Source organism: Sinomicrobium endophyticum, assembly GCF_052983315.1.
This window is the reverse complement of record NZ_JBRKIS010000039.1, coordinates 232,929-252,797: the sequence shown is the minus strand read 5'-3', so window position 1 is coordinate 252,797 and position 19,869 is coordinate 232,929. Positions and strand designations below refer to the sequence as shown.

Below are 19,869 nucleotides of genomic sequence, written 5' to 3'. Positions count from 1 at the left end.
AAAAAATACAATATGATAGTAGTAAACGATCTTACAAAAAACTATAACGGAACCACAGTGCTCCGTATCGAAGAACTTACTGTTCCTTCCGGCCAGAGCCTGGGGCTGGTGGGAAATAACGGGGCGGGGAAAACCACTTTTTTCAGTCTTTTGCTCGATCTTATCCGGCCTACTTCCGGGTATATCGTCAATAATGAGGTTATGGTGAACAAGAGTGAAGAGTGGAAACCATATACTTCGGCCTTTATCGACGAGAGTTTTTTGATAGGATATCTCACCCCTGAAGAATATTTTTATTTTACGGGAGAACTTCGGGGATGGAACCGGGCCGATGTGGATGCCTTCCTGGTGAAATACGAGCAGTTTTTTAACGGGGAGATCCTCAAACGGAATAAATACCTGCGAGACCTCTCTAAAGGGAACCAGAAAAAAGTCGGAATTATAGCCGCGCTGATCGGTAACCCCAAAGTGGTGATACTGGACGAACCCTTTGCGAACCTGGATCCCACAACCCAGATACGCCTGAAGGAAATTGTACGCGAACTGGCCGGGAATAACGGAGTTACCGTGTTGATATCCAGTCACGATCTGATGCACGTAACCGATGTCTGTAAACGCATAGTGGTGCTGGATAAAGGAGAGATAACCAGGGACATGCAGACAACACCGGAAACACTGAAGGAACTGGAGACTATTTTTGCCGGATGATCCCGGTAACGTATTGGAAGAGCGCAATAAAAGAGCTCATTTTTTACTCAAATCGAAAAAGAAACGTATTTTTACCCGTATAAACCTTGTGTGGCTGTTCCGATCGGCCGGAGAACGCAAGGTGTCCCGGGAATGGATGTTGTGCGGTTTTGCCGGAACATCGGTGAAATTTCTTCATGGCATCCCCCGATCATAAAAAAGATAAAAAAGTTTTGAGATTTGAGGCCCGTAATTAACATATCCTGCTTAGCCTGTTTCGTGGCAATCGTATCTTTTTTTGCCGTTACCGGCTGTTCCACCGAAAAAGATGCCTTTCTGAACCGCAATTTTCACGCGCTTACTTCCAAATACAATGTTCTGTATAACGGGAAAAATGCCCTGAACGAAGGCAGGGAAGGACTCATAACTTCGTATACTGACAATTTCTGGGATGTGCTGCCCGTAGAACGTATGGAAGTGGTCGAGGAAAAAGCGCTTTCCGGCGGGGCGAACAACCCCAGTTTCGAAAGGGCCGAGGAAAAAGCCGCCAAAGCCATACAAAAACACGGAATGAACATCCGGGGAAGAGAGCGCAACCCGCAAATGGATGAGGCTTATCTGTTGCTCGGTATCGGGAGGTACTACGACCAACGATTCATCCCCGCTATGGAGGCATTTAATTATATTCTGGATAAGTACCCGGACAGCGATAAATACCGGCAGGCTAGAATATGGAGAGAAAAGACCAACATACGCCTGGAAAGTGAAGAACTGGCGCTGGAAAACCTGAAGGATTTTGTGCGTGGTACGGAACTGAAAGAGCAGGAGTATGCCGATGTCAGTGCGGCAATGGCCCAGGCTTATATAAATCTGCAACATAAAGACAGCGCCGTACGTAAACTGAAGATTGCTGCGACCCTTACCAAAAAGAATGAAGAAAAAGGAAGGTATAACTATATCATAGGGCAGCTCTACGATGCCCTGGAAAACAAGGACAGTGCCAACCTGGCTTACGGTAAGGTCATTGCCCTGAAGCGAAAGTCGCCGCGGACGTATATGATAAACGCCGAACTGCAGAAAATGCGCAATACGGAGATTTCCGATAGCACGGAAAGAGAAGAAAGGCTGGAATTCCTGGACAGGATGGAAAACAACCGCGAAAACCGCCCTTTTCTGGATAAGATATATCACTATATCGCAGACTTTCACAAAGAGTCCGACTCTATACGGCTGGCCGAAGAATATCTCAATAAATCCCTGAGAGCCAATGCGGATGACTGGAGACTGAAAGCGATGTGCTACGAAGAACTGGCAGAAATGAATTTTGACCGGAACGAATATAAAAATGCGGGAGCCTATTACGACAGTACGTTGATACAGCTTAAAGACGACCGCCGGAAAATAAGGGCTATACAAAAGAAACGGGACAACCTGGAAGATGTTATCCGCTACGAGGATATTGTTTATGTAAACGACAGTATACTCCACCTGGTTTCTTTGCCCGAAAGCGAACGTGTGGCCTATTTTGAAACATATATCGAAGGAATACGTGCAGAAGATGAGAAACGAAGAGAGGAAGAGGAAAGGGCTGCCGAAAACGGGAGCTTTAATCCTTTTGACGAACAGATAAACACCATAGGACAGGCTACGGAAGGAGGAAAATTTTACTTTTATAACCAGATTGCCCTGGGGCACGGAAAAACTTCGTTCCGGAAGATGTGGGGAGACCGGGAGTTACAGGATAACTGGAGGCTTTCCAATAAAAGTATGATCTCCCGACAGGATAGTGCAGAAGAAACGCAAGCGGAAATAGTGGCGATGACACCGGATGAGCGGTATGATGTCCATTTTTATCTGGACCGCCTGCCGACAGACGAACAGGTACTGGACAGCCTGAAGACGGAAAGGGATTTTGCTAACTACCAGTTGGGGCTTATTTACAAGGAAAAATTCAAAGAATATCCCCTGGCTATCGGAAAACTGGAAACCGTACTGGACAGCGACCCCGAAGAAAAACTGGTATTGCCCTCCAAGTACCATCTTTTTCGGTTATACGAAATAGAAGGGTCTGATAAAATGGCAGGGGCGAAAGAAGATATCATTAAAAACCATCCCGGGTCCAGGTATGCGGAAATACTGGAAAACCCGGAAGCCGTTCTGGCCGGGGAAGCAAATGATCCGGAGACCTATTTTACCTCGCTTTACAAGAAATTCGAAACACAGCAGTACGAAACGGTGTTGCAGGAAACAGAAAAATATATAAAACAACATACCGGAGAAGAGATCATACCGCGAATGGAAATGCTCCGGGCTACCAGCCTGGGCAGGTTGTACGGACTGGATAGTTTCCGGGAAGCGCTTAATGCCATAGCTCTCAATTATCCGAATGACGATGTGGGCAAAGAAGCCCAGAGGAAGCTGGATGAAGCCGCTGCACTTGGCGGAGATGCTTTTATGGCAGGAGAAGAAGAACCGGGACGCTGGAAACTTATTCTTCCGGTTCAAAAGAACAATATCGTGGGAACAAGAGAACTCATGGAGAACATGGAATATTTCTCTCTCAAATACCCTTATTTCAAGAACCTGAAAGTATCCTGGGACGTTTATGATAAGGACACCGCATTCGTGGTTGTGCACGGGCTCAGGAACAGTAAAGATGCGAAGGCATACAGGGAATTGATCAATAATGACAAAGAATGTGTGATCAACACCGAAAATTTCCTTATTTTGAGCCCCGATTACAGGACAGTACAGGTGCATAAAAACGTCGGCGCCTTCAGAAATAAAGGAATACAGCAAGAACCATAAACATAATTTTATAATAATTAAACCTACCCCGAATGTTTTCAGAATCCAAAAAAGGAAAAGTAATTACGGAAACTTTTCCGCAGGCAAACCGTATTGAGAAGAACACCCGGATTACCGGTGATATTGTTTCCGATGCCGACATCCGTATAGACGGAAAGGTAGAGGGCAATGTGAAGTCTTCCGGGCGGATCGTTATTGGAAAAGACGGTTTTATTAACGGTAAGATAGAATGCGTCAATGCCGATATCGAAGGCAAATTTACCGGAGAATTGCTGGTTACAGAACAATTGTCGCTGAAGTCTTCGGCGATTATTCAGGGCGATGTGGTTGCGTCCAGGCTGGCTGTAGATCCGGGAGCGGCATTCAACGCCAGTTGCACTATGAAAGGTGCGGAGATAAAACCGCTTAACAAGCCCGTGGCAGAACCGGAAAAAGCAGGCAAAATTGCTTGATATCCCCGGTGTTTACAGACTTGTGATTACTGTATTGTTCTTTCCGGCCTCGTCGGGCAGTGAGGCGGGAGAGGGCATTCCGAAAGGGAAAGGCAAAGATTCCGGGATATGACTTATATTTGCGGGCCGTATACCAAACTCAATATCCGGATGAAAAGACATGTGGTTGCCTTTTTAAAATTAGTACTGCCTCTTACCGCGGTATTATGCGGGTTGCAGTATGCACTTGTTACATACGGAATTACCGGGTATGATTTTCAACTTTCTACCGTTGCCATTTACGCTTTCCACTTTACGGTAACTTTTCTTATATATCTGTTTTTGCTCTATATCAGCAGAACGTCTGCCGATAAGACAGGGTATGTTTTTATGGGGTGTAGTTTGTTGAGGATGATGGCTTCCGTAGTTTTTTTGTGGCCTCTTATAGGGCAGGAGGGGAGTTTTGTCGGAGATGTCCTGGCATTCTTTGTCCCTTACTTTATTTATTTAACAATAGAGGTCTTTTACGTGGTAAAATTCGTTCAGGAGGACCAGGAATGAAAAATCCGAAAAAATGTTTATTTATAAACAAGGAATTGTTAATTAAATTTCTACCTTTGCGCCAAAATTTCGAGACCAGGTATTTTTACAAATAAAGATATGTCGATAGCACGAAAATCTGTCAAAATTATAGCTTTTTTAACATTGTTGATCTCTTCATCCGTGTTTTCCCAGGAACATCATAACGACCATTCGGATGATTCTGCGGAAGAAGCTTTCGATCCTACCGAAACCATCATGCACCATATCAGCGATTCGCATGATTTTCACATTGCCGGTGATATATCCGTCCCCCTTCCTGTGATTCTATGGACAGAGAATGGCCTGGTGACTTTTATGTCCGGGGAATTTCATCATGACGAAGCCGGAGAAGTGGTTGTGGAAAAAAAAGGAATGAAATTCGTACGGTATCACGATGAGATCTATTATGCCGGCGAAAACGGGACGCTTTCCTTTGACGAAGAGCATCATCCGACCAATAGCAGGCCGCTTAATTTTTCTATAACTAAAAACGTATTTACGCTGTTTCTTTCCGCTGCCCTGATGCTGCTTATTTTTATACCTGTGGCTCAGTCTTATCGGAAAAACCAGGGAGCACCCAAAGGACTGGCCGGATTTATGGAGCCCCTGATCCTTTTTGTACGAAATGAAATAGCTATACCCAATATCGGAAAGAAAAAGTACGAAAAGTATATGCCTTATCTGCTTACCGTATTTTTCCTGATATGGCTGGGTAACCTGTTCGGACTTATTCCGTTTTTCCCCTTTTCCGGGACCCTTACCAATGATATTGTGTTTACCGGGGTACTGGCGGTATTTACCTTTCTGATTACCACATTCAGCGCGAATAAGAATTACTGGGGACACATATTTGCTACTCCCGGCGTACCAAAACCTTTGCTCATTATTATGATACCCGTGGAAGTATTGGGGATGTTTACAAAGCCGTTTGCTCTTATGGTGCGTCTTTTTGCGAATATTACCGCAGGGCATATTGTGATTCTGAGCCTTTTTTCACTGATATTTATTTTTAAAACCGCTGCGGTAGCACCCGTGTCCATTGCATTTGCCTTGTTCATGTTTGTGCTGGAATTGCTGGTAGCGGCGTTACAGGCCTATGTGTTTACCCTGCTTTCTGCACTGTTTATCGGTCAGGCTGTGGAAGACCATCATTAGGAAGAATTTTGTTTGGAGTTTAATTAAGTAACTATATAAATTTTCAATTATGATTTTAGCTGGAATAGGAGCCGGATTGGCTGCGATTGCTGCAGGGATTGGTATCGGTAAGATCGGTGGTTCTGCCATGGATGCTATTGCACGTCAACCCGAAGCGGCTTCGAAAATTCAGACTGCCATGATTATTGCTGCAGCCCTTATTGAAGGTGTTGCGCTGTTTGCAGTGGTTGTAGCTCTGATGAAAGGTTAATTAAAGAAAAACACACTCCGTAACGGTTGGTTACGGGGTGGTTTTTGTTTTTTGTACGTAAAGGACTTAAACTATATATAGAAAATGAATATTACGCATCCTGAAAGTTTGATATTTTGGACGGTACTGGTATTTATTATCCTGCTGGTATTATTGCGCAAATACGCGTGGAAACCTATACTGGGAGCAGTAAAAAACAGGGAAACCTCTATCAACGATGCCCTTGCCGCAGCCGAAGAGGCCCGAAAGGAAATGCAGAACCTCAAGGCGGATAATGAGCGTATTCTCAAAGAAGCACGTGCGGAAAGAGATACACTGCTGAAAGAAGCACGGGAGATGAAAGAGAAGATCTTAGCGGATGCCAAAGAAGAAGCCCAGGAGCAGGGGAACAAAATTATTGCCCAGGCAAAATTGGCTATAGAAGGAGAGAAAAAAGCGGCCCTGGCCGAACTGAAAAACCAGGTAGCAAGCCTGTCCGTGGAAATTGCCGAAAAGGTGGTGAAGCAGGAGTTGTCCGATAAAGACAAACAATTAGAGCTGGTGGAAAACATGCTCGGAGAAGTAGGTACTACTTTAAACTAAACGGATCATGGCAGGAACAAGAGCAGCTATACGTTATGCGAAGGCCGTCCTGGCACTGGCCCGCGAAAAGGACGCTATAAAGGCCGTATACGAAGATATGGACCTGGTGAAAAATACGGTTGCCCAAAGCAGGGATCTGCAACTTGTGCTAAAAAGCCCGGTAGTGAAGTCTGAGGTAAAAAAAGCAGCGCTGCAGGAGATATTTGCTTCCGTAAACAAGATTTCTGCGGATCTCATAGGAGTTCTTGCGGAAAATAACCGGATAGCCCTTCTGGCTGAAGTGGCCCGGCAGTATGTGATCCTTTATGATGAAAGCTACGGAAAGCAACTGGCTGTGGTTACCACGGCGGTTCCGTTGACAGACAGGCTGAAAGCCGGAGTATTGCAGAAAGTGAAGGAACTTACCGGAAAGGAAGCAACACTGAAAAATGTAGTGGATGAAAGTATAATAGGTGGTTTTATTCTGCGTATCGGCGATTTGCAGTACAACGCGAGTATAACCAGCAGATTCAACGATCTGAAGAGAAAGTTTTCCTATAATTAATTTGAATATATAGTACAATTAAAAAAATGAGGCTGGATATCCCTGCTTACCGCAGGACCGGTGTCCGGTCACTAAACACCAAGAATAAAGATGGCAGAAGTTAATCCGGCTGAAGTATCAGCAATATTGAAGAAGCAGTTATCCGGGTTTGAAGCGGGAGCTTCCCTGGACGAAGTGGGGACAGTCCTGCAGGTGGGAGACGGTATCGCAAGGGTTTACGGACTTTCCAATGCCCAGTACGGGGAATTAGTGGAGTTTGAGTCCGGCCTGGAAGGTATTGTACTTAACCTGGAAGAGGATAATGTTGGGGTGGTATTGTTAGGACCTTCCAAAGAAATTAAAGAAGGAGCCACGGCAAAACGTACCCAGCGAATCGCTTCCATTAAAGTTGGAGAAGGTATTGTAGGGCGTGTAGTGGATGCCCTGGGTAACCCTATCGACGGAAAAGGAAGCATCGAAGGAGAACTGTATGAAATGCCCCTGGAGCGTAAAGCCCCCGGAGTAATCTTCCGTCAGCCGGTAAACGAACCGCTGCAAACAGGTGTTAAGGCTATAGATGCCATGATCCCCGTAGGTAGAGGACAGCGGGAACTGGTGATCGGTGACCGTCAGACCGGTAAAACCACGGTTTGTATCGATACCATTCTGAACCAGAAAGAATTTTATGATGCGGGTGAACCCGTATACTGTATATATGTAGCTATAGGACAAAAAGCTTCTACAGTGGCAGGTATTGCCAAAACACTCGAAGATAAAGGTGCTCTGGCATATACTACCATCGTGGCGGCAAACGCTTCCGATCCTGCACCTATGCAGGTTTATGCCCCATTTGCAGGAGCTGCGATAGGAGAGTACTTCCGGGATACCGGAAGACCTGCGCTGATCATATACGATGATTTGTCCAAGCAGGCTGTGGCATACCGTGAGGTGTCCCTGTTATTGCGTCGTCCGCCAGGACGTGAAGCATATCCCGGTGACGTGTTTTACCTGCACTCCAGGTTGCTGGAGCGTGCGGCAAAAGTGATTGCCGATGATAATATCGCTAAAGAGATGAACGATCTCCCGGCTGTATTAAAACCTATAGTGAAAGGAGGAGGTTCCCTTACCGCCCTGCCGATTATCGAAACCCAGGCAGGTGATGTTTCCGCGTATATTCCTACCAACGTGATCTCTATTACCGATGGACAGATATTCCTGGAATCCGACCTGTTCAACTCCGGGGTTCGTCCCGCGATCAACGTGGGTATTTCCGTATCGCGTGTCGGAGGTTCGGCACAGATAAAATCCATGAAAAAAGTAGCCGGTACACTGAAACTCGACCAGGCCCAGTTCCGTGAACTGGAAGCTTTTGCCAAGTTCGGTTCCGACCTGGATGCGGCTACACTCAATGTTATTGAGAAAGGTAGACGTAACGTGGAAATACTGAAGCAGGCACAAAATGATCCTTACACTGTGGAAGATCAGGTAGCGATTATTTATGCGGGTTCCAAAAACCTGTTGAGAAACGTACCCGTGAATAAAGTAAAAGAATTCGAAAGAGATTATATAGAATTCCTGAACGCGAAGCACAGGAATATCCTGGACCTGTTAAAGCAGGGCAAGCTTACCGATGAAGTTACGGATACACTGAGTTCCGTGGCTAAGGAGCTTTCGGGGAAGTATAATTAATGTGATAATTAGCCAATGGACTCATTGGCAAATTAGCGAATTAACAATATGGCAAACTTAAAAGAAATACGCGGGAGAATAACATCGGTATCATCTACGATGCAGATTACCAGTGCCATGAAAATGGTATCTGCTGCAAAGTTGAAAAAAGCACAGGATGCTATTACTGCTATGCGGCCTTACGCAGAGAAACTCACCGAGTTGTTGCAGGGGTTCAGTGCTACGCTGGAAGGCGATTCCGGTAGTGCTTATGCCGAAGAACGAGAGGTGAATAAAGTACTTGCTGTGGCCATTACTTCCAACCGTGGGCTTTGTGGCGCTTTTAACACCAATGTTATTAAGGAAGCAAAGCAGGTTATCGGAGCTACTTACCAAGGCAAGCAGGTAGATTTCGTTACCGTTGGTAAAAAAGGAAACGATGTCCTTCGAAAATCCTGTACCGTTGTAGAGAACCACAATGAAGTTTTTGATGACCTGACCTTTGATCGTGTATCGGAGATAGCCGAACGGTTGATGGCTATGTATGCAGACGGGTCTTATGATAAGATCGTACTGTTGTATAACCATTTTAAGAATGCTGCAACCCAGATAGTGAGAAACGAACAGTTTTTGCCTATCGTTCCCGTAGACGGAGATAAAGAACTGGCTTCCGATTATATTTTTGAGCCTTCGAAAGAAGAGATTGTGGAAACACTGATCCCTAAATCTCTGAAAACGCAGTTGTACAAAGCTATTCGCGATTCTTTTGCTTCGGAGCACGGAGCGCGTATGACGGCCATGCACAAAGCGACGGATAATGCCAAGGAACTCAGAGACCAGTTAAAACTAACCTATAACAAAGCCCGACAGGCTGCGATTACCAATGAGATACTGGAAATCGTGGGTGGTGCGGAGGCGCTGAACGGTTAAAACACTGGTATGGCAGGCCGGATGTTATTTCCGGAGCTTGTTAAAAAGATTAATCCCTCTTTTTCAAATATAATAGAACCCGTAAGATTCCGATCCTGCGGGTTTTTTTGTAAGTGTCGTTTTCTTCCCCGTTTCGTGTGAGGCAAAAGGAGATCAAGTCCGGAAGCTGTTAGATTTTGTAGCTATCGGAGCACAGGGTTATCCGGTCATTTCGGAATCGATGAATTTAAATCATAGGGTATAAGACCCAAAAAAAGGATCGGATAAAAATGGCATCAAATTTGAAAAGGGTATATTTACATACAGGTCTCATCTGGACTTTTCAGATGGAAGCGAAGTATGGGCTAAAAGATCATTTTGCAGTCTCCCGGTTAGCGGGATGCCTCGAATAGTTGACTAAACGGATATATTTATGAGAGCAGTTATACAGATTCTTACCGGAATTTTTGTGATTTCCGCTTTTGCGCAGTGTGCAAACTCCCGGAAAGTGTTATCCGCACAGCCGGAGGCGCTGCAATTGGGAGATGTTGTATCTGAGAACTGGCGTACCGAAGGAAAGCCCTTATCCGGGACCAATATTTTTATTCCTGTTATTTCGGGCAGCGATATATTTCTGGACAGTGTGTATTACCGGGGTATGGCGGCAAAACTCGAAAAAGTACAGCGCGGCAATTACCTGGTTTATATAGGCCGATTTACAAACCGGCAAAAGCCGGATATTATTATGCACGCCGATCCCGTAAAAGAGGTAGGCAACCGACCCCCGGAATTTCCCCAATCCATACCGTTTGAACTGGCAGAAGGAGAGGCCGTAGTAAGTTACTCCGAAAAAGGGAGAACCGGGTATTTCCGCATATCCGGGGTAAAAGAAGAAAAACCTGTGGTGAATCCTCCGGAGGAATAAGCGGGTTTCTTGAAACAGCAAATCCGGTGATTTTGGATTACGCAGATCGGTGGTTAGGGTTTTTCAGTACTTTTCCATACTTTTATCCCCCAGAAATCCGGTGAACTGTTGGGTGCACTTCAAAAACTTTTCAAGCATACATTTATTTACGGACTGGCAACGGTTTTGCCCAGGATGCTCAATTTTATCCTGGTGCCGCTCTACACCGATATTTTACCCAAGGAAGAGTACGGCGAACTTAACATCGTTTATTCCTGGATAGCCCTGTTTAATGTGATTCTGGCCTATGGTATGGAAACCGCTTTTTTCCGCTTTTTCAATGCGGAAGAGAACAGAGAAAGGGTAGTGAGTACATCTTTTTCTTCCATTGTATTTACTACTTTATTGTTCCTTCTTACGGCACTTTCCATGCGGGGACTGCTGGCACAATGGGCGGGAATAGATACGGAGTACATCGTATATACCATATGGATACTGGCCCTGGATGCCTTTGCCATTATACCTTTTGCCAGGTTGAGGGCCATGCAGAAGCCGTTGGTATATACCTATATCAAAATAGGCAATGTGTCCGTTAATCTTGGGCTTAACGTTTTCTTTCTGGTACTTCTTCCGTCACTCGCCTCGGGAGAAGGAGAAGGTGTCTGGAATTACCTGTATGTAGAGGACTTTCAGATCGCCTATATATTTATTTCCAACCTGGTAGCCAGTGCCCTGACCTTCCTTGTTCTTGTCCCTGGATTCCGGAATATAAAATGGCATTTCGACAAAGTGTTGTGGAAGCGTATGATGGACTATGCCTGGCCTGTTCTCATTGCCGGTCTGGCATATACCGTAAACGAGGTTTTCGACCGGCTGTTACTCGATTACCTTCTGCCCGACGATATAGCCAAAGGAGAGGTAGGGGTGTATACGGCCTGTTATAAGATAGCCACATTTATGACCCTTTACGCCACAGCTTTCCGGCTGGGAGTGGAACCCTTTTTCTTCAGTTATGCAAAAAATAAGAATGCTCCCGAAACATATGCGTTGATCGCACAGTATTTTGTCATTTTCGGCTCCTGTATATTACTGGGGGTCATGGTGTATATTGATGTTCTGAAAGTATTGCTTATACGCAATGAAACCTATTGGGAAGCACTGGGTATCGTGCCTATGGTTATCCTGGCCAACCTGTGTCTCGGTATTTACCACAATCTGTCCGTCTGGTATAAAGTTACCGATAAAACACGTTATGGGGCGTATATATCCGTTACCGGGGCGGTGATTACACTGGTACTCAACTTTATTCTTATCCCGTTAATAGGTTACAAAGGCTCCGCTATAACTACCCTTGCAGCTTATGGAAGTATGATGATTATTTCCTATATAATGGGACAAAAGCATTATCCCGTGCCGTATAATATAAAAAAAATAAGTGCGTACCTTTTTGTTTCCGTTTTCTTCTCCTTTCTTTCCTTTTATGTATTTAAAAGCGACATTATTGTAGGAAGCGGGCTACTTTTAGTATTTTTGGCGCTGGTATTCTTCCTGGAAAGGAGAGAGCTGAAAAAAATATTCCTGCAAAAATACCGTTCCGGGTAATGTAACGGAAAGCTGGCAGGATTTCATTAAGTAATAAACCAATAACCGGAGAAGTACAGTAGGATTGTCTCCCCGGAGTAAAAAACATAAAAAAATGACTGTAAAAATAATTAACAGGTCCAAACATGCGTTACCTAACTATGAAACTTCGGCTTCGGCCGGAATGGACCTGAGAGCAGACCTCGGAGAACCGGTACTGTTAAAACCCCTGCAAAGGGCTTTGGTAAAGACCGGGTTGTTTATTGAGTTGCCGGTAGGGATAGAGGCGCAGGTGCGCCCGCGAAGCGGACTGGCGATTAAGAAAGGGATTACCGTACTCAATGCCCCGGGTACCATAGATGCGGATTATCGCGGAGAAATAGGGGTTATCCTGGTAAACCTTTCCGATACGGATTTTGTGGTGGAAGACGGGGAGCGTATCGCACAGCTCGTCATAGCTAAGCACGAAAGGGCCGAATGGAATGAAGTGGAGACTTTGTCGGAAACCGTACGCGGTGAAGGCGGGTTTGGAAGTACGGGAGTAAAGTAGGTGCATGCTCCTTGTTCCGCCATATGACAGGGCCGGAAGCAAGGGAAGAAAATATAATACGAACGAATGCTATAATATGAATACGTTTAGTGCATGACAAAAATCCAGTTTGCATAATTTAACCGGAAAATCAGTTTATCCCCAGCCCTAAAGCTTTTGGGAGAGGAATTACTGAAATTCGATTTTTGTCATGTATTAATAATGAATACAGGGAAAAGAGTTCCGTTACCCTCTGAGGGAGGATCTGCGGAAATACGGTTCCCGGTATAAAAAACACAACACACATGAAAATAATAGTACCAATGGCAGGCAGGGGTTCGCGCCTTCGTCCGCACACCCTTACGGTTCCCAAACCGCTTATCCCCATTGCGGGAAAACCTATTGTACAACGACTCGTGGAGGATATAGCCGGAGTTTTGAAACAGAAGGTCGAAGAAGTCGCATTTATTATCAAAGACGATTTTGGCCGGGAAATAGAAAACACCCTGATCTCCATCGCGAAAAGCCTGGGGGCGAAAGGGACTATCTATTACCAGGACAAACCCCTCGGAACGGGTCACGCCATAATGTGTGCCGCCGATTCGCTTTCGGGCCCTTGTGTGATTGCCTATGCAGACACACTTTTCAAGGCCGATTTTACCCTCGATGAAAGTGCGGATAGCGTTATATGGGTTAAGCAGGTGGAAAATCCGGAAGCCTATGGGGTAGTGGAACTCAATGACAATAAGGAAATAGCCGGACTGGTAGAGAAACCCGCCGTGTTTATTTCCGACCTGGCAGTTATCGGTATTTATTATTTCAAAGATGGAGGTGTCCTGAAAGCGGAACTGCAACGGGTGCTGGATGAAAATATCATTCACGGCGGAGAATACCAGATAAATGACGGTATAAAAGGAATGATGGAGAAAGGCATGAAATTTGTTCCCGGAAAAGTGGACGAATGGATGGATTGCGGCAACAAACAGGTTACTGTGGAAACCAATACCAGGATGCTTGGTTTTCTTCATGAAGAAGGGAAAAGTATGGTATCCGATACGGTAGACCTGGAAAACTCGGAGATTATACCACCCTGCTATATCGGGGAGAACGTGGTGCTGAAGAATACCACGGTTGGTCCTTATGTTTCCCTGGGAGACGGTTGTTTCGTGGAAAATACGGTTATAAAAAACAGCCTGGTACAAACCAGGGCCATCCTTAAAAATGCGGAGCTGGACAATGCCATGATAGGCAACTATGCAAAATTCGATGGTTCATTTACCAGTGTCAGCATAGGAGATTATTCCGTACTGGAATAAATAAGTGCCGGAGTGCTGGTACAGTTCGCGGGAATCCATAAATTTGAGAGGTGAGAACAAAGATCTTCATAACGGCAATTTTCGGACTGTATTTCCTTTACGGGAGTTACGGGCAGGAGCCTGCTATGGCTGTGGAAAGCGCTGAGATATCTACGGAAGAGCACTCCGATGACTTCCAGGAACATTTTTTTGAAGCACTGAAGCAGAAAGGTATAGAAAATTACGATAAAGCCGTAGAGGAACTGCTGAAGTGTAAAAAACTGCAACCGGACAATGATGTGGTAGATTATGAACTGGGTCGTAACTATGTGGAAATGAAAGTGTATGACCAGGCGGAGACTTACCTGCTTGCCGCGGTAGAAAAGAACCCGGAAATATGGTATCTGGATGCCCTGTTTGGTGTTTACGAAGCGAGAAGGGAAACGGATAAAGCCATTGAAGTGGGGCAGCGACTGGCAAAGTCCAACGGTAAGTACAAGGAGAATCTCGTTCGTATTTATATGGATACGCGAAGATATGAAGAAGCCCTTGAACTAATAGAGGAACTGAATGCCGGGCTCGGGAAATCGGAAGAGCGGGAGCAACAGAAGGTATGGATAAACACCAGGTTGCGGAACCATACTTCCGAACCGTCAAATGAGCCGGGAACAAGTGCATCCGGAGAAACAGGGGAGAAGAACGAACTGGAGGAAATATACCGGAAAATAGAGAGTTATAAAAAGCTTTTTAACCACCGTGAAGTACTGGAACGAGCTACGGAAGCCCTGGAAATGTATCCCTCCCAGCCGAAGCTGTATTACGACCAGGCCCATGCCCTGAACCGCCTGAAAAGACATAAAGAAGCCATAACCGCTTTGCAGACCGCCCTGGACTACCTGATAGACGATACCCGGCTGGAAAATGATATCTACAGGGAATTTGTCATAGCTTATAATTCGCTTGGAGATAATAAAAAAGCCCTGGAATATTCCGGGAAAATGAAAAAATAGATACAGGTGTAACCGGAAAATATATGAAGCAGATACAGAAAATATGGATTGTGTTGCCTGTAGTGGTTATTTTGTTGCTACAGTCGTGCAAAACCACCAAAGCCATAGCGGAAGGAGAGGCGGTCAGCGACCTTTCGGCCAGGCAGATCATTAAAAGGCATTACAAAAATGCACCGGAATTCCAAACCGTTGCTGGACGAATGAAAGTGGATTATGATAATGGCGATACTTCGCAGGGACTGAACCTTAGCTTTCGGCTGGAAAAAGATAAGGCAATCTGGCTGAGCGCTACGATGAACCTGGCCAAAGTATATATAACCCCGGATAGGGTGAGCTTTTACAATAAACTGGACAACAGTTATTTTGACGGTGATTTTTCCTATTTGAGCAATTTCCTCGGTACGGAACTCAATTTCGAAAAAGTACAGAACCTGTTGCTTGGCCTGGCAATGTTCGATCTTCATGAAGGAGATTATAATTCTTTGATAGTGAACAATAACTACCAGTTAAAGCCCGTTAATGAAATGGATCTGCTCAAGGTACTGTTCCAGGTAGAACCGGCCAATTTCAGAATGGGCAGGCAATTGCTTGCCGATCCTGCAGAAGGCAGGATACTGAATGTCGAATATAAAACCTATCAACTGGTGGAAAAAGAAGTTTTTCCGGATGAGATAGGGATTTCCGTGGAAGAAGACGGTAGAAAAACCAATATAGACATAAAGTACAGGAATGTGGAATTCAATCGGGAACTGACCTTCCCTTACAGCATTCCCAAGGGATATAAGGAGATAACTTTAGACAGTGCCAGGTAGGCCTATATACGCTAAACTGTAGTCTGCATAATGAAAGAACGTATTTTTTTACTGGTGATTGTCCTCCTTTCTTTTGGTATTGGAAATGCACAGACCAGGGAACAAAAGGAACTGGAGGCTAAAAGAGCGCGTTTGCAGGAAGAGATAAAGCAGATCAACGGCTTGCTTTCCCAGCAGAAAAAGGAAAGACAGAACGTAGTTACCGAAGTGGAAGACCTGAATCAAAAGATCCGGGTACGACAGGAACTCATACAGGTAACCAATCGTCAGGCCAACCTTCTCAACCGCCAGGTGAATAACAATATGAAGAAGATCGATGATCTCAGAAAGGAGTTGGCCGGCCTGAAAGAAGATTATGCAGAAACCATAAGACATACCTATAAAAGCAGGTCCAGGCAAAACCGCCTGATGTTCCTGCTCTCTTCCGAAAATTTCTTCCAGGCGTACAAACGCCTGCAATACATGAAACAGTATGCGGATTATCGCAAAGAACAGGGAGAATCCATACAGGAAAAGACCCTGGAACTGCAAAACCTCAACAAAGAACTTATCGTACAGCGCAAGGAGAAAGAAACGCTGATTACCGAAAATAAAAGAGAGCAGGAATCACTGGAGAAAGAAAGGCGCGAACAACAGTCTCTCATTGCCAGTATACGAAAAAAGGAATCGCAGTATAATTCGCAGATAACAAAAAAACGCAGGGAAACGCAGGCCATAGACCGGCAAATAGAAAGGCTGATACGCGAAGCTATAGCCGAATCCAATAAAAAAGCAGGTAAAAGTACCAGTAATGTTACTTTTGCACTGACCCCGGAAGCCAAGGTGATAGCCAATAATTTCGCTGCAAATAAAGGTAAACTGATCTGGCCGGTGGAAAAAGGGGTGAAGAGCAAAGGCTATGGAGAATATTCCGACCCGGTGTATCCTGCGGTTAAGAACTTTAATAACGGGGTAATCATAGCCACACAGGAAGGAGAGAGGGCCAGGGCGGTTTTTGACGGGGAAGTTTCCGCAATAATAGCGGTTCCGGGAGCCAATAAAGCGGTGCAGGTGAGACACGGAAACTATATTACTACTTATTACAATCTCGGTAGGATCTATGTAAAGAAAGGACAGAAAATTTCAGCCAAAACACAACTTGGTGAAATATTTACGAGCCGGTCCAGCGGAAAGACCGAACTTAAGTTCTTCTTGTACCGGGATGCTAACCGGTTAAACCCGGAAGAGTGGATCTATCGCATGTAGAGGAAAGAAATCAATATCTCCTTATAAAATGTTGCCTACAGATACGTTACTGCTGTTTTCGCTTGCAGCCCTGATCATGGTCCTTACCCCGGGGCCTAATATGGTATACCTTATATCCCGTTCCCTTTCCCAGGGAAAAGAAGCCGGGATTATTTCTCTTTTCGGGGTTATCTGTGGTTTCCTGTTTCACATTGTCATGGTTTCTTTTGGCCTGACAGCCATTTTTTTTGCCGTTCCATACGCTTATATGGTGATAAAGGTGCTTGGGGTGGGGTATTTGCTGTTCCTGGCGTATAAAGCCGTAAAATCGAAAGACAACGTTTTTAGCCCGGACAGGACCCTGAAACGCGATTCGGGAAGGAAACTGTTCCACATCGGTTTTCTTACCAATGTACTCAACCCAAAGATGGCGGTTTTCTACTTATCCTTTTTTCCGCAATTTATAAAACCAGAATACGGCTCGGTACTCCGGCAGAGTTTCCAGCTGGGTTTTGTACAGATACTGATAAGCTTTTCCGTGAATTTCCTTATCGTGCTTTTTGCCTCCCGGATGTCGGCCTGGTTTTCCAGGCATCCGTTCTGGGCACGTCTGCAAAAGTGGTTTATGGCCAGCGTACTCACCGGACTTGCCGTAAAAATGGCATTTACGAAAGCAAAATAAGGTCTTTCTCTTCGGCTTTTTTGCCATTCTTCGGCCCGGAAGTGCAATTGACAACTACCGGACTACCAACTAAAAAGCGCCATAACTGTTATTCGGCGAGTATGCCCTGTAGTTCCATTACGGGAAGGTCGCCAAGAGCGCTCTCCCGGATAGTATTTTTTGGGAAAACATACCTTTTTTCGAAGAGTTTCCCTTCGGAGAAGAAAGTCACGAAGAATTCGTTGTCAAGTTTCAGAACGTCTTCCTGTACCAGTTCTATTTTGGCGTAATCCCTTGCGCCGACAATACCTATGCCGTGGCGCATTACGGAAGTCCTGGTGTCGTTGTCATATCCTTTGGATACGACCAGAACCATTTCTATAGGAGTTTTTTTATGGTTTATGATGTAGGCATACCAGTCTTTCGAAAGGAATTCCTCGTTCCACTCCCGGACCACAGCAACATATACGTCTTTTACAACGGGGATTTCAATATCTTTCTTCATAATCTCAGAAATCGTTATTGCGGCTACCGTCTTTCAGGAGGTAGCTTATAAAACGGATTTGAACTGGCTCAAAAAGCGTACGTCGTTTTCACTGAGCATGCGGATATCCGGTATCTGGTGCAGTAACAATGCAATACGGTCTATTCCCATACCGAAAGCAAATCCGGAATATTCTTTGGGGTCTATACCGCAATTCTGCAATACGTTGGGGTCTACCATACCGCATCCCATAATCTCCAGCCATCCGGTACCTTTGGTCATCTTATAGTCCGTTTCTGTTTCCAGTCCCCAATATACATCCACTTCCGCACTGGGTTCCGTAAAAGGGAAATAAGAAGGACGGAGACGTATTCTGGATTTTCCGAACATTTCCGTAGTAAAATATTGCAATGTCTGTTTCAGGTCGGCAAAAGAAACACCTTTGTCAATATACAGACCTTCCACCTGGTGGAAAAAACAGTGCGAACGGGCGGAAATGGCCTCATTGCGGTATACTCTTCCCGGGGAAATGGTACGTATTGGAGGTTTGTGCTCTTCCATGTACCGGACCTGTACGGACGATGTATGCGTACGGAGCAGTATATCTGGATCGGTCTGGATAAAGAAAGTATCCTGCATATCCCTGGCCGGGTGATATTCCGGGAGGTTCAATGCGGTAAAGTTATGCCAGTCGTCCTCGATTTCCGGTCCTTCGGACACGTTGAACCCTATACGCGAAAAAATATCTATGATCTGGTTTTTAACGATAGAGATGGGGTGGCGTGAGCCCAGGGCAATCGGTTCAGCAGGCCGTGTGAGGTCTCCGTATATACTTTTTTGACCGTTTTTTCTCTCCAGGGTCTCTTTTAAAGCACTGACTTTGTCCTGTGCGGCATTTTTCAATTGGTTGACCACCTGTCCGAATTCTTTTTTCTCTTCGTTCGGAACATTTTTAAAAGCAGCAAAAAAATCGTTGAGTACCCCTTTTTTACCGAGATACTGTATCCGGAAAGCCTCTATTTCGCCCATATCGGAAGAGGTAAATTGCTCTACCCGGGTTATGTATTCCTTAATCTTGTCTATCATCGAGCAACTTTTTTTTGGATGCGGAAAATCTTTATCGCTTCCCGGTCTTCCCGGTATATCCCGAAAAAAGGCTTTGAAATTCCTTATGGTCGGGGTAGTAACGGAATTTACCGGAATACGGAAAATTTGCCACCGGTCTTTAACAGAGAGGCAAATTTACTTTTTTTTGCTTATTCTATAAATTCTTTCTCTACAAAATACTGTACGATGGCCTCTTTCATCAATACAGATTGTTCTCCGGCCTTGAGAAAGGGAAGTTCTTCTTTTGTTTTGTAATGGGGCCACCCGTCTTCGTCTATATAGTCAAAGTCGTAATACCCATAAGGCTCCAGGAGCCGGCATATGGCAATGTGCATGAGATTTATCTTGTCGTCTTTCTTAAATTTCCGCCCCAGTTGTCCCAGTTCCTGTACCCCGATAAGATATATAATGGCGTCAATGTCCAGGGGATCTCCATCTGCAAATTTCCCCGATAGTTTTTGTACCAGGATACCCCAGCGCTCCTTTAATTTTTCATCTCTCGACATGTCTGCTTGAATTAGAAAGCAGTAAAGTTACAAAGATTCGCGCTTTCCGTAAAGCAGTACTTAAAGAGAAGAACACGCTTCTATATACAGTTGGTAAAAAAGAGTTGAATCCGGGGTAAGCGTACTATATAGAAGAGGAGCGGTAATTTGGTAGGCGGTAA

Annotated in this window: 21 protein-coding genes; 18 read left to right on the top strand and 3 right to left on the bottom strand. The window is 45.0% G+C overall.

Going from position 1 to position 19,869, the window contains the following annotated elements; genetic code table 11:
• Positions 1 to 12: 12 nt before the first annotated feature.
• The 18 genes from ACVBDU_RS14755 to ACVBDU_RS14670 all read left to right on the top strand — a co-directional run bounded on the left by ACVBDU_RS14755 (position 13) and on the right by ACVBDU_RS14670 (position 17,632).
• Entirely contained in the window at positions 13 to 708 is a 696-nt protein-coding gene (locus tag ACVBDU_RS14755; protein WP_447180502.1) for an ABC transporter ATP-binding protein, read from the top strand.
• Between the two features lie 258 nt (positions 709 to 966).
• Positions 967 to 3,495 (top strand): type IX secretion system periplasmic lipoprotein PorW/SprE, encoded by a 2,529-nt coding sequence (porW, locus tag ACVBDU_RS14750; RefSeq protein ID WP_447180501.1) that lies wholly within the window; start codon positions 967 to 969, stop codon positions 3,493 to 3,495.
• A 32-nt stretch (positions 3,496 to 3,527) separates the two neighbouring features.
• Positions 3,528 to 3,947: a bactofilin family protein gene (locus tag ACVBDU_RS14745; RefSeq protein ID WP_447180500.1), complete on the top strand. Its 420-nt coding sequence runs from the start codon at positions 3,528 to 3,530 to the stop codon at positions 3,945 to 3,947.
• A gap of 108 nt (positions 3,948 to 4,055) precedes the next feature.
• A complete protein-coding gene (locus ACVBDU_RS14740; RefSeq protein WP_447180499.1) occupies positions 4,056 to 4,487 on the top strand; it encodes a hypothetical protein in 432 nt (143 codons plus the stop codon).
• 99 nt (positions 4,488 to 4,586) lie between these two features.
• Positions 4,587 to 5,663, top strand: coding sequence for a F0F1 ATP synthase subunit A (gene atpB / locus ACVBDU_RS14735; RefSeq protein ID WP_447180498.1), 1,077 nt, complete (start codon positions 4,587 to 4,589; stop codon positions 5,661 to 5,663).
• Between the two features lie 49 nt (positions 5,664 to 5,712).
• Positions 5,713 to 5,913: an ATP synthase F0 subunit C gene (gene atpE / locus ACVBDU_RS14730; protein ID WP_072316888.1), complete on the top strand. Its 201-nt coding sequence runs from the start codon at positions 5,713 to 5,715 to the stop codon at positions 5,911 to 5,913.
• A gap of 84 nt (positions 5,914 to 5,997) precedes the next feature.
• Positions 5,998 to 6,495, top strand: coding sequence for a F0F1 ATP synthase subunit B (locus ACVBDU_RS14725; RefSeq protein ID WP_447180497.1), 498 nt, complete (start codon positions 5,998 to 6,000; stop codon positions 6,493 to 6,495).
• A gap of 7 nt (positions 6,496 to 6,502) precedes the next feature.
• Positions 6,503 to 7,039: an ATP synthase F1 subunit delta gene (gene atpH, locus ACVBDU_RS14720; protein WP_447180496.1), complete on the top strand. Its 537-nt coding sequence runs from the start codon at positions 6,503 to 6,505 to the stop codon at positions 7,037 to 7,039.
• A gap of 90 nt (positions 7,040 to 7,129) precedes the next feature.
• Entirely contained in the window at positions 7,130 to 8,707 is a 1,578-nt protein-coding gene (gene atpA, locus ACVBDU_RS14715; protein WP_447180495.1) for a F0F1 ATP synthase subunit alpha, read from the top strand.
• Between the two features lie 48 nt (positions 8,708 to 8,755).
• The gene (atpG, locus tag ACVBDU_RS14710) at positions 8,756 to 9,616 is read left to right on the top strand and encodes an ATP synthase F1 subunit gamma (protein WP_447180494.1); all 861 of its coding nucleotides are present in this window, start codon (positions 8,756 to 8,758) and stop codon (positions 9,614 to 9,616) included.
• A 412-nt stretch (positions 9,617 to 10,028) separates the two neighbouring features.
• A complete protein-coding gene (locus ACVBDU_RS14705; protein ID WP_447180493.1) occupies positions 10,029 to 10,520 on the top strand; it encodes a hypothetical protein in 492 nt (163 codons plus the stop codon).
• Positions 10,521 to 10,628: 108 nt separating this feature from the next.
• A complete protein-coding gene (locus tag ACVBDU_RS14700) occupies positions 10,629 to 12,101 on the top strand; it encodes a lipopolysaccharide biosynthesis protein (protein ID WP_447180492.1) in 1,473 nt (490 codons plus the stop codon).
• A gap of 94 nt (positions 12,102 to 12,195) precedes the next feature.
• Positions 12,196 to 12,630, top strand: a complete 435-nt coding sequence (dut, locus tag ACVBDU_RS14695) for a dUTP diphosphatase (RefSeq protein WP_447180491.1) — start codon at positions 12,196 to 12,198, stop codon at positions 12,628 to 12,630.
• A gap of 284 nt (positions 12,631 to 12,914) precedes the next feature.
• Positions 12,915 to 13,925: a sugar phosphate nucleotidyltransferase gene (locus ACVBDU_RS14690; protein WP_447180490.1), complete on the top strand. Its 1,011-nt coding sequence runs from the start codon at positions 12,915 to 12,917 to the stop codon at positions 13,923 to 13,925.
• 50 nt (positions 13,926 to 13,975) lie between these two features.
• Positions 13,976 to 14,914 carry a tetratricopeptide repeat protein gene (locus ACVBDU_RS14685; RefSeq protein ID WP_447180489.1) on the top strand — a complete coding sequence of 313 codons (939 nt, stop codon included), beginning with the start codon at positions 13,976 to 13,978 and terminating at the stop codon, positions 14,912 to 14,914.
• A gap of 23 nt (positions 14,915 to 14,937) precedes the next feature.
• Positions 14,938 to 15,726, top strand: a complete 789-nt coding sequence (lolB1, locus tag ACVBDU_RS14680; protein WP_447180488.1) for a lipoprotein insertase outer membrane protein LolB1 — start codon at positions 14,938 to 14,940, stop codon at positions 15,724 to 15,726.
• Positions 15,727 to 15,756: 30 nt separating this feature from the next.
• Positions 15,757 to 16,971: a murein hydrolase activator EnvC family protein gene (locus ACVBDU_RS14675; RefSeq protein ID WP_447180487.1), complete on the top strand. Its 1,215-nt coding sequence runs from the start codon at positions 15,757 to 15,759 to the stop codon at positions 16,969 to 16,971.
• 28 nt (positions 16,972 to 16,999) lie between these two features.
• A complete protein-coding gene (locus ACVBDU_RS14670) occupies positions 17,000 to 17,632 on the top strand; it encodes a LysE family translocator (protein WP_447180486.1) in 633 nt (210 codons plus the stop codon).
• An 88-nt stretch (positions 17,633 to 17,720) separates the two neighbouring features.
• Here the strand turns inward: ACVBDU_RS14670 and ACVBDU_RS14665 are convergent, their stop codons facing one another.
• From ACVBDU_RS14665 to ACVBDU_RS14655, 3 genes are all read right to left on the bottom strand, one after another.
• The gene (locus tag ACVBDU_RS14665) at positions 17,721 to 18,116 is read right to left on the bottom strand and encodes a hypothetical protein (RefSeq protein ID WP_447180485.1); all 396 of its coding nucleotides are present in this window, start codon (positions 18,114 to 18,116) and stop codon (positions 17,721 to 17,723) included.
• 45 nt (positions 18,117 to 18,161) lie between these two features.
• Positions 18,162 to 19,181, bottom strand: coding sequence for a phenylalanine--tRNA ligase subunit alpha (gene pheS, locus ACVBDU_RS14660; RefSeq protein ID WP_447180484.1), 1,020 nt, complete (start codon positions 19,179 to 19,181; stop codon positions 18,162 to 18,164).
• A gap of 170 nt (positions 19,182 to 19,351) precedes the next feature.
• Positions 19,352 to 19,708, bottom strand: a complete 357-nt coding sequence (locus ACVBDU_RS14655) for a hypothetical protein (RefSeq protein WP_447180483.1) — start codon at positions 19,706 to 19,708, stop codon at positions 19,352 to 19,354.
• Between the last annotated feature and the right edge of the window lie 161 nt (positions 19,709 to 19,869).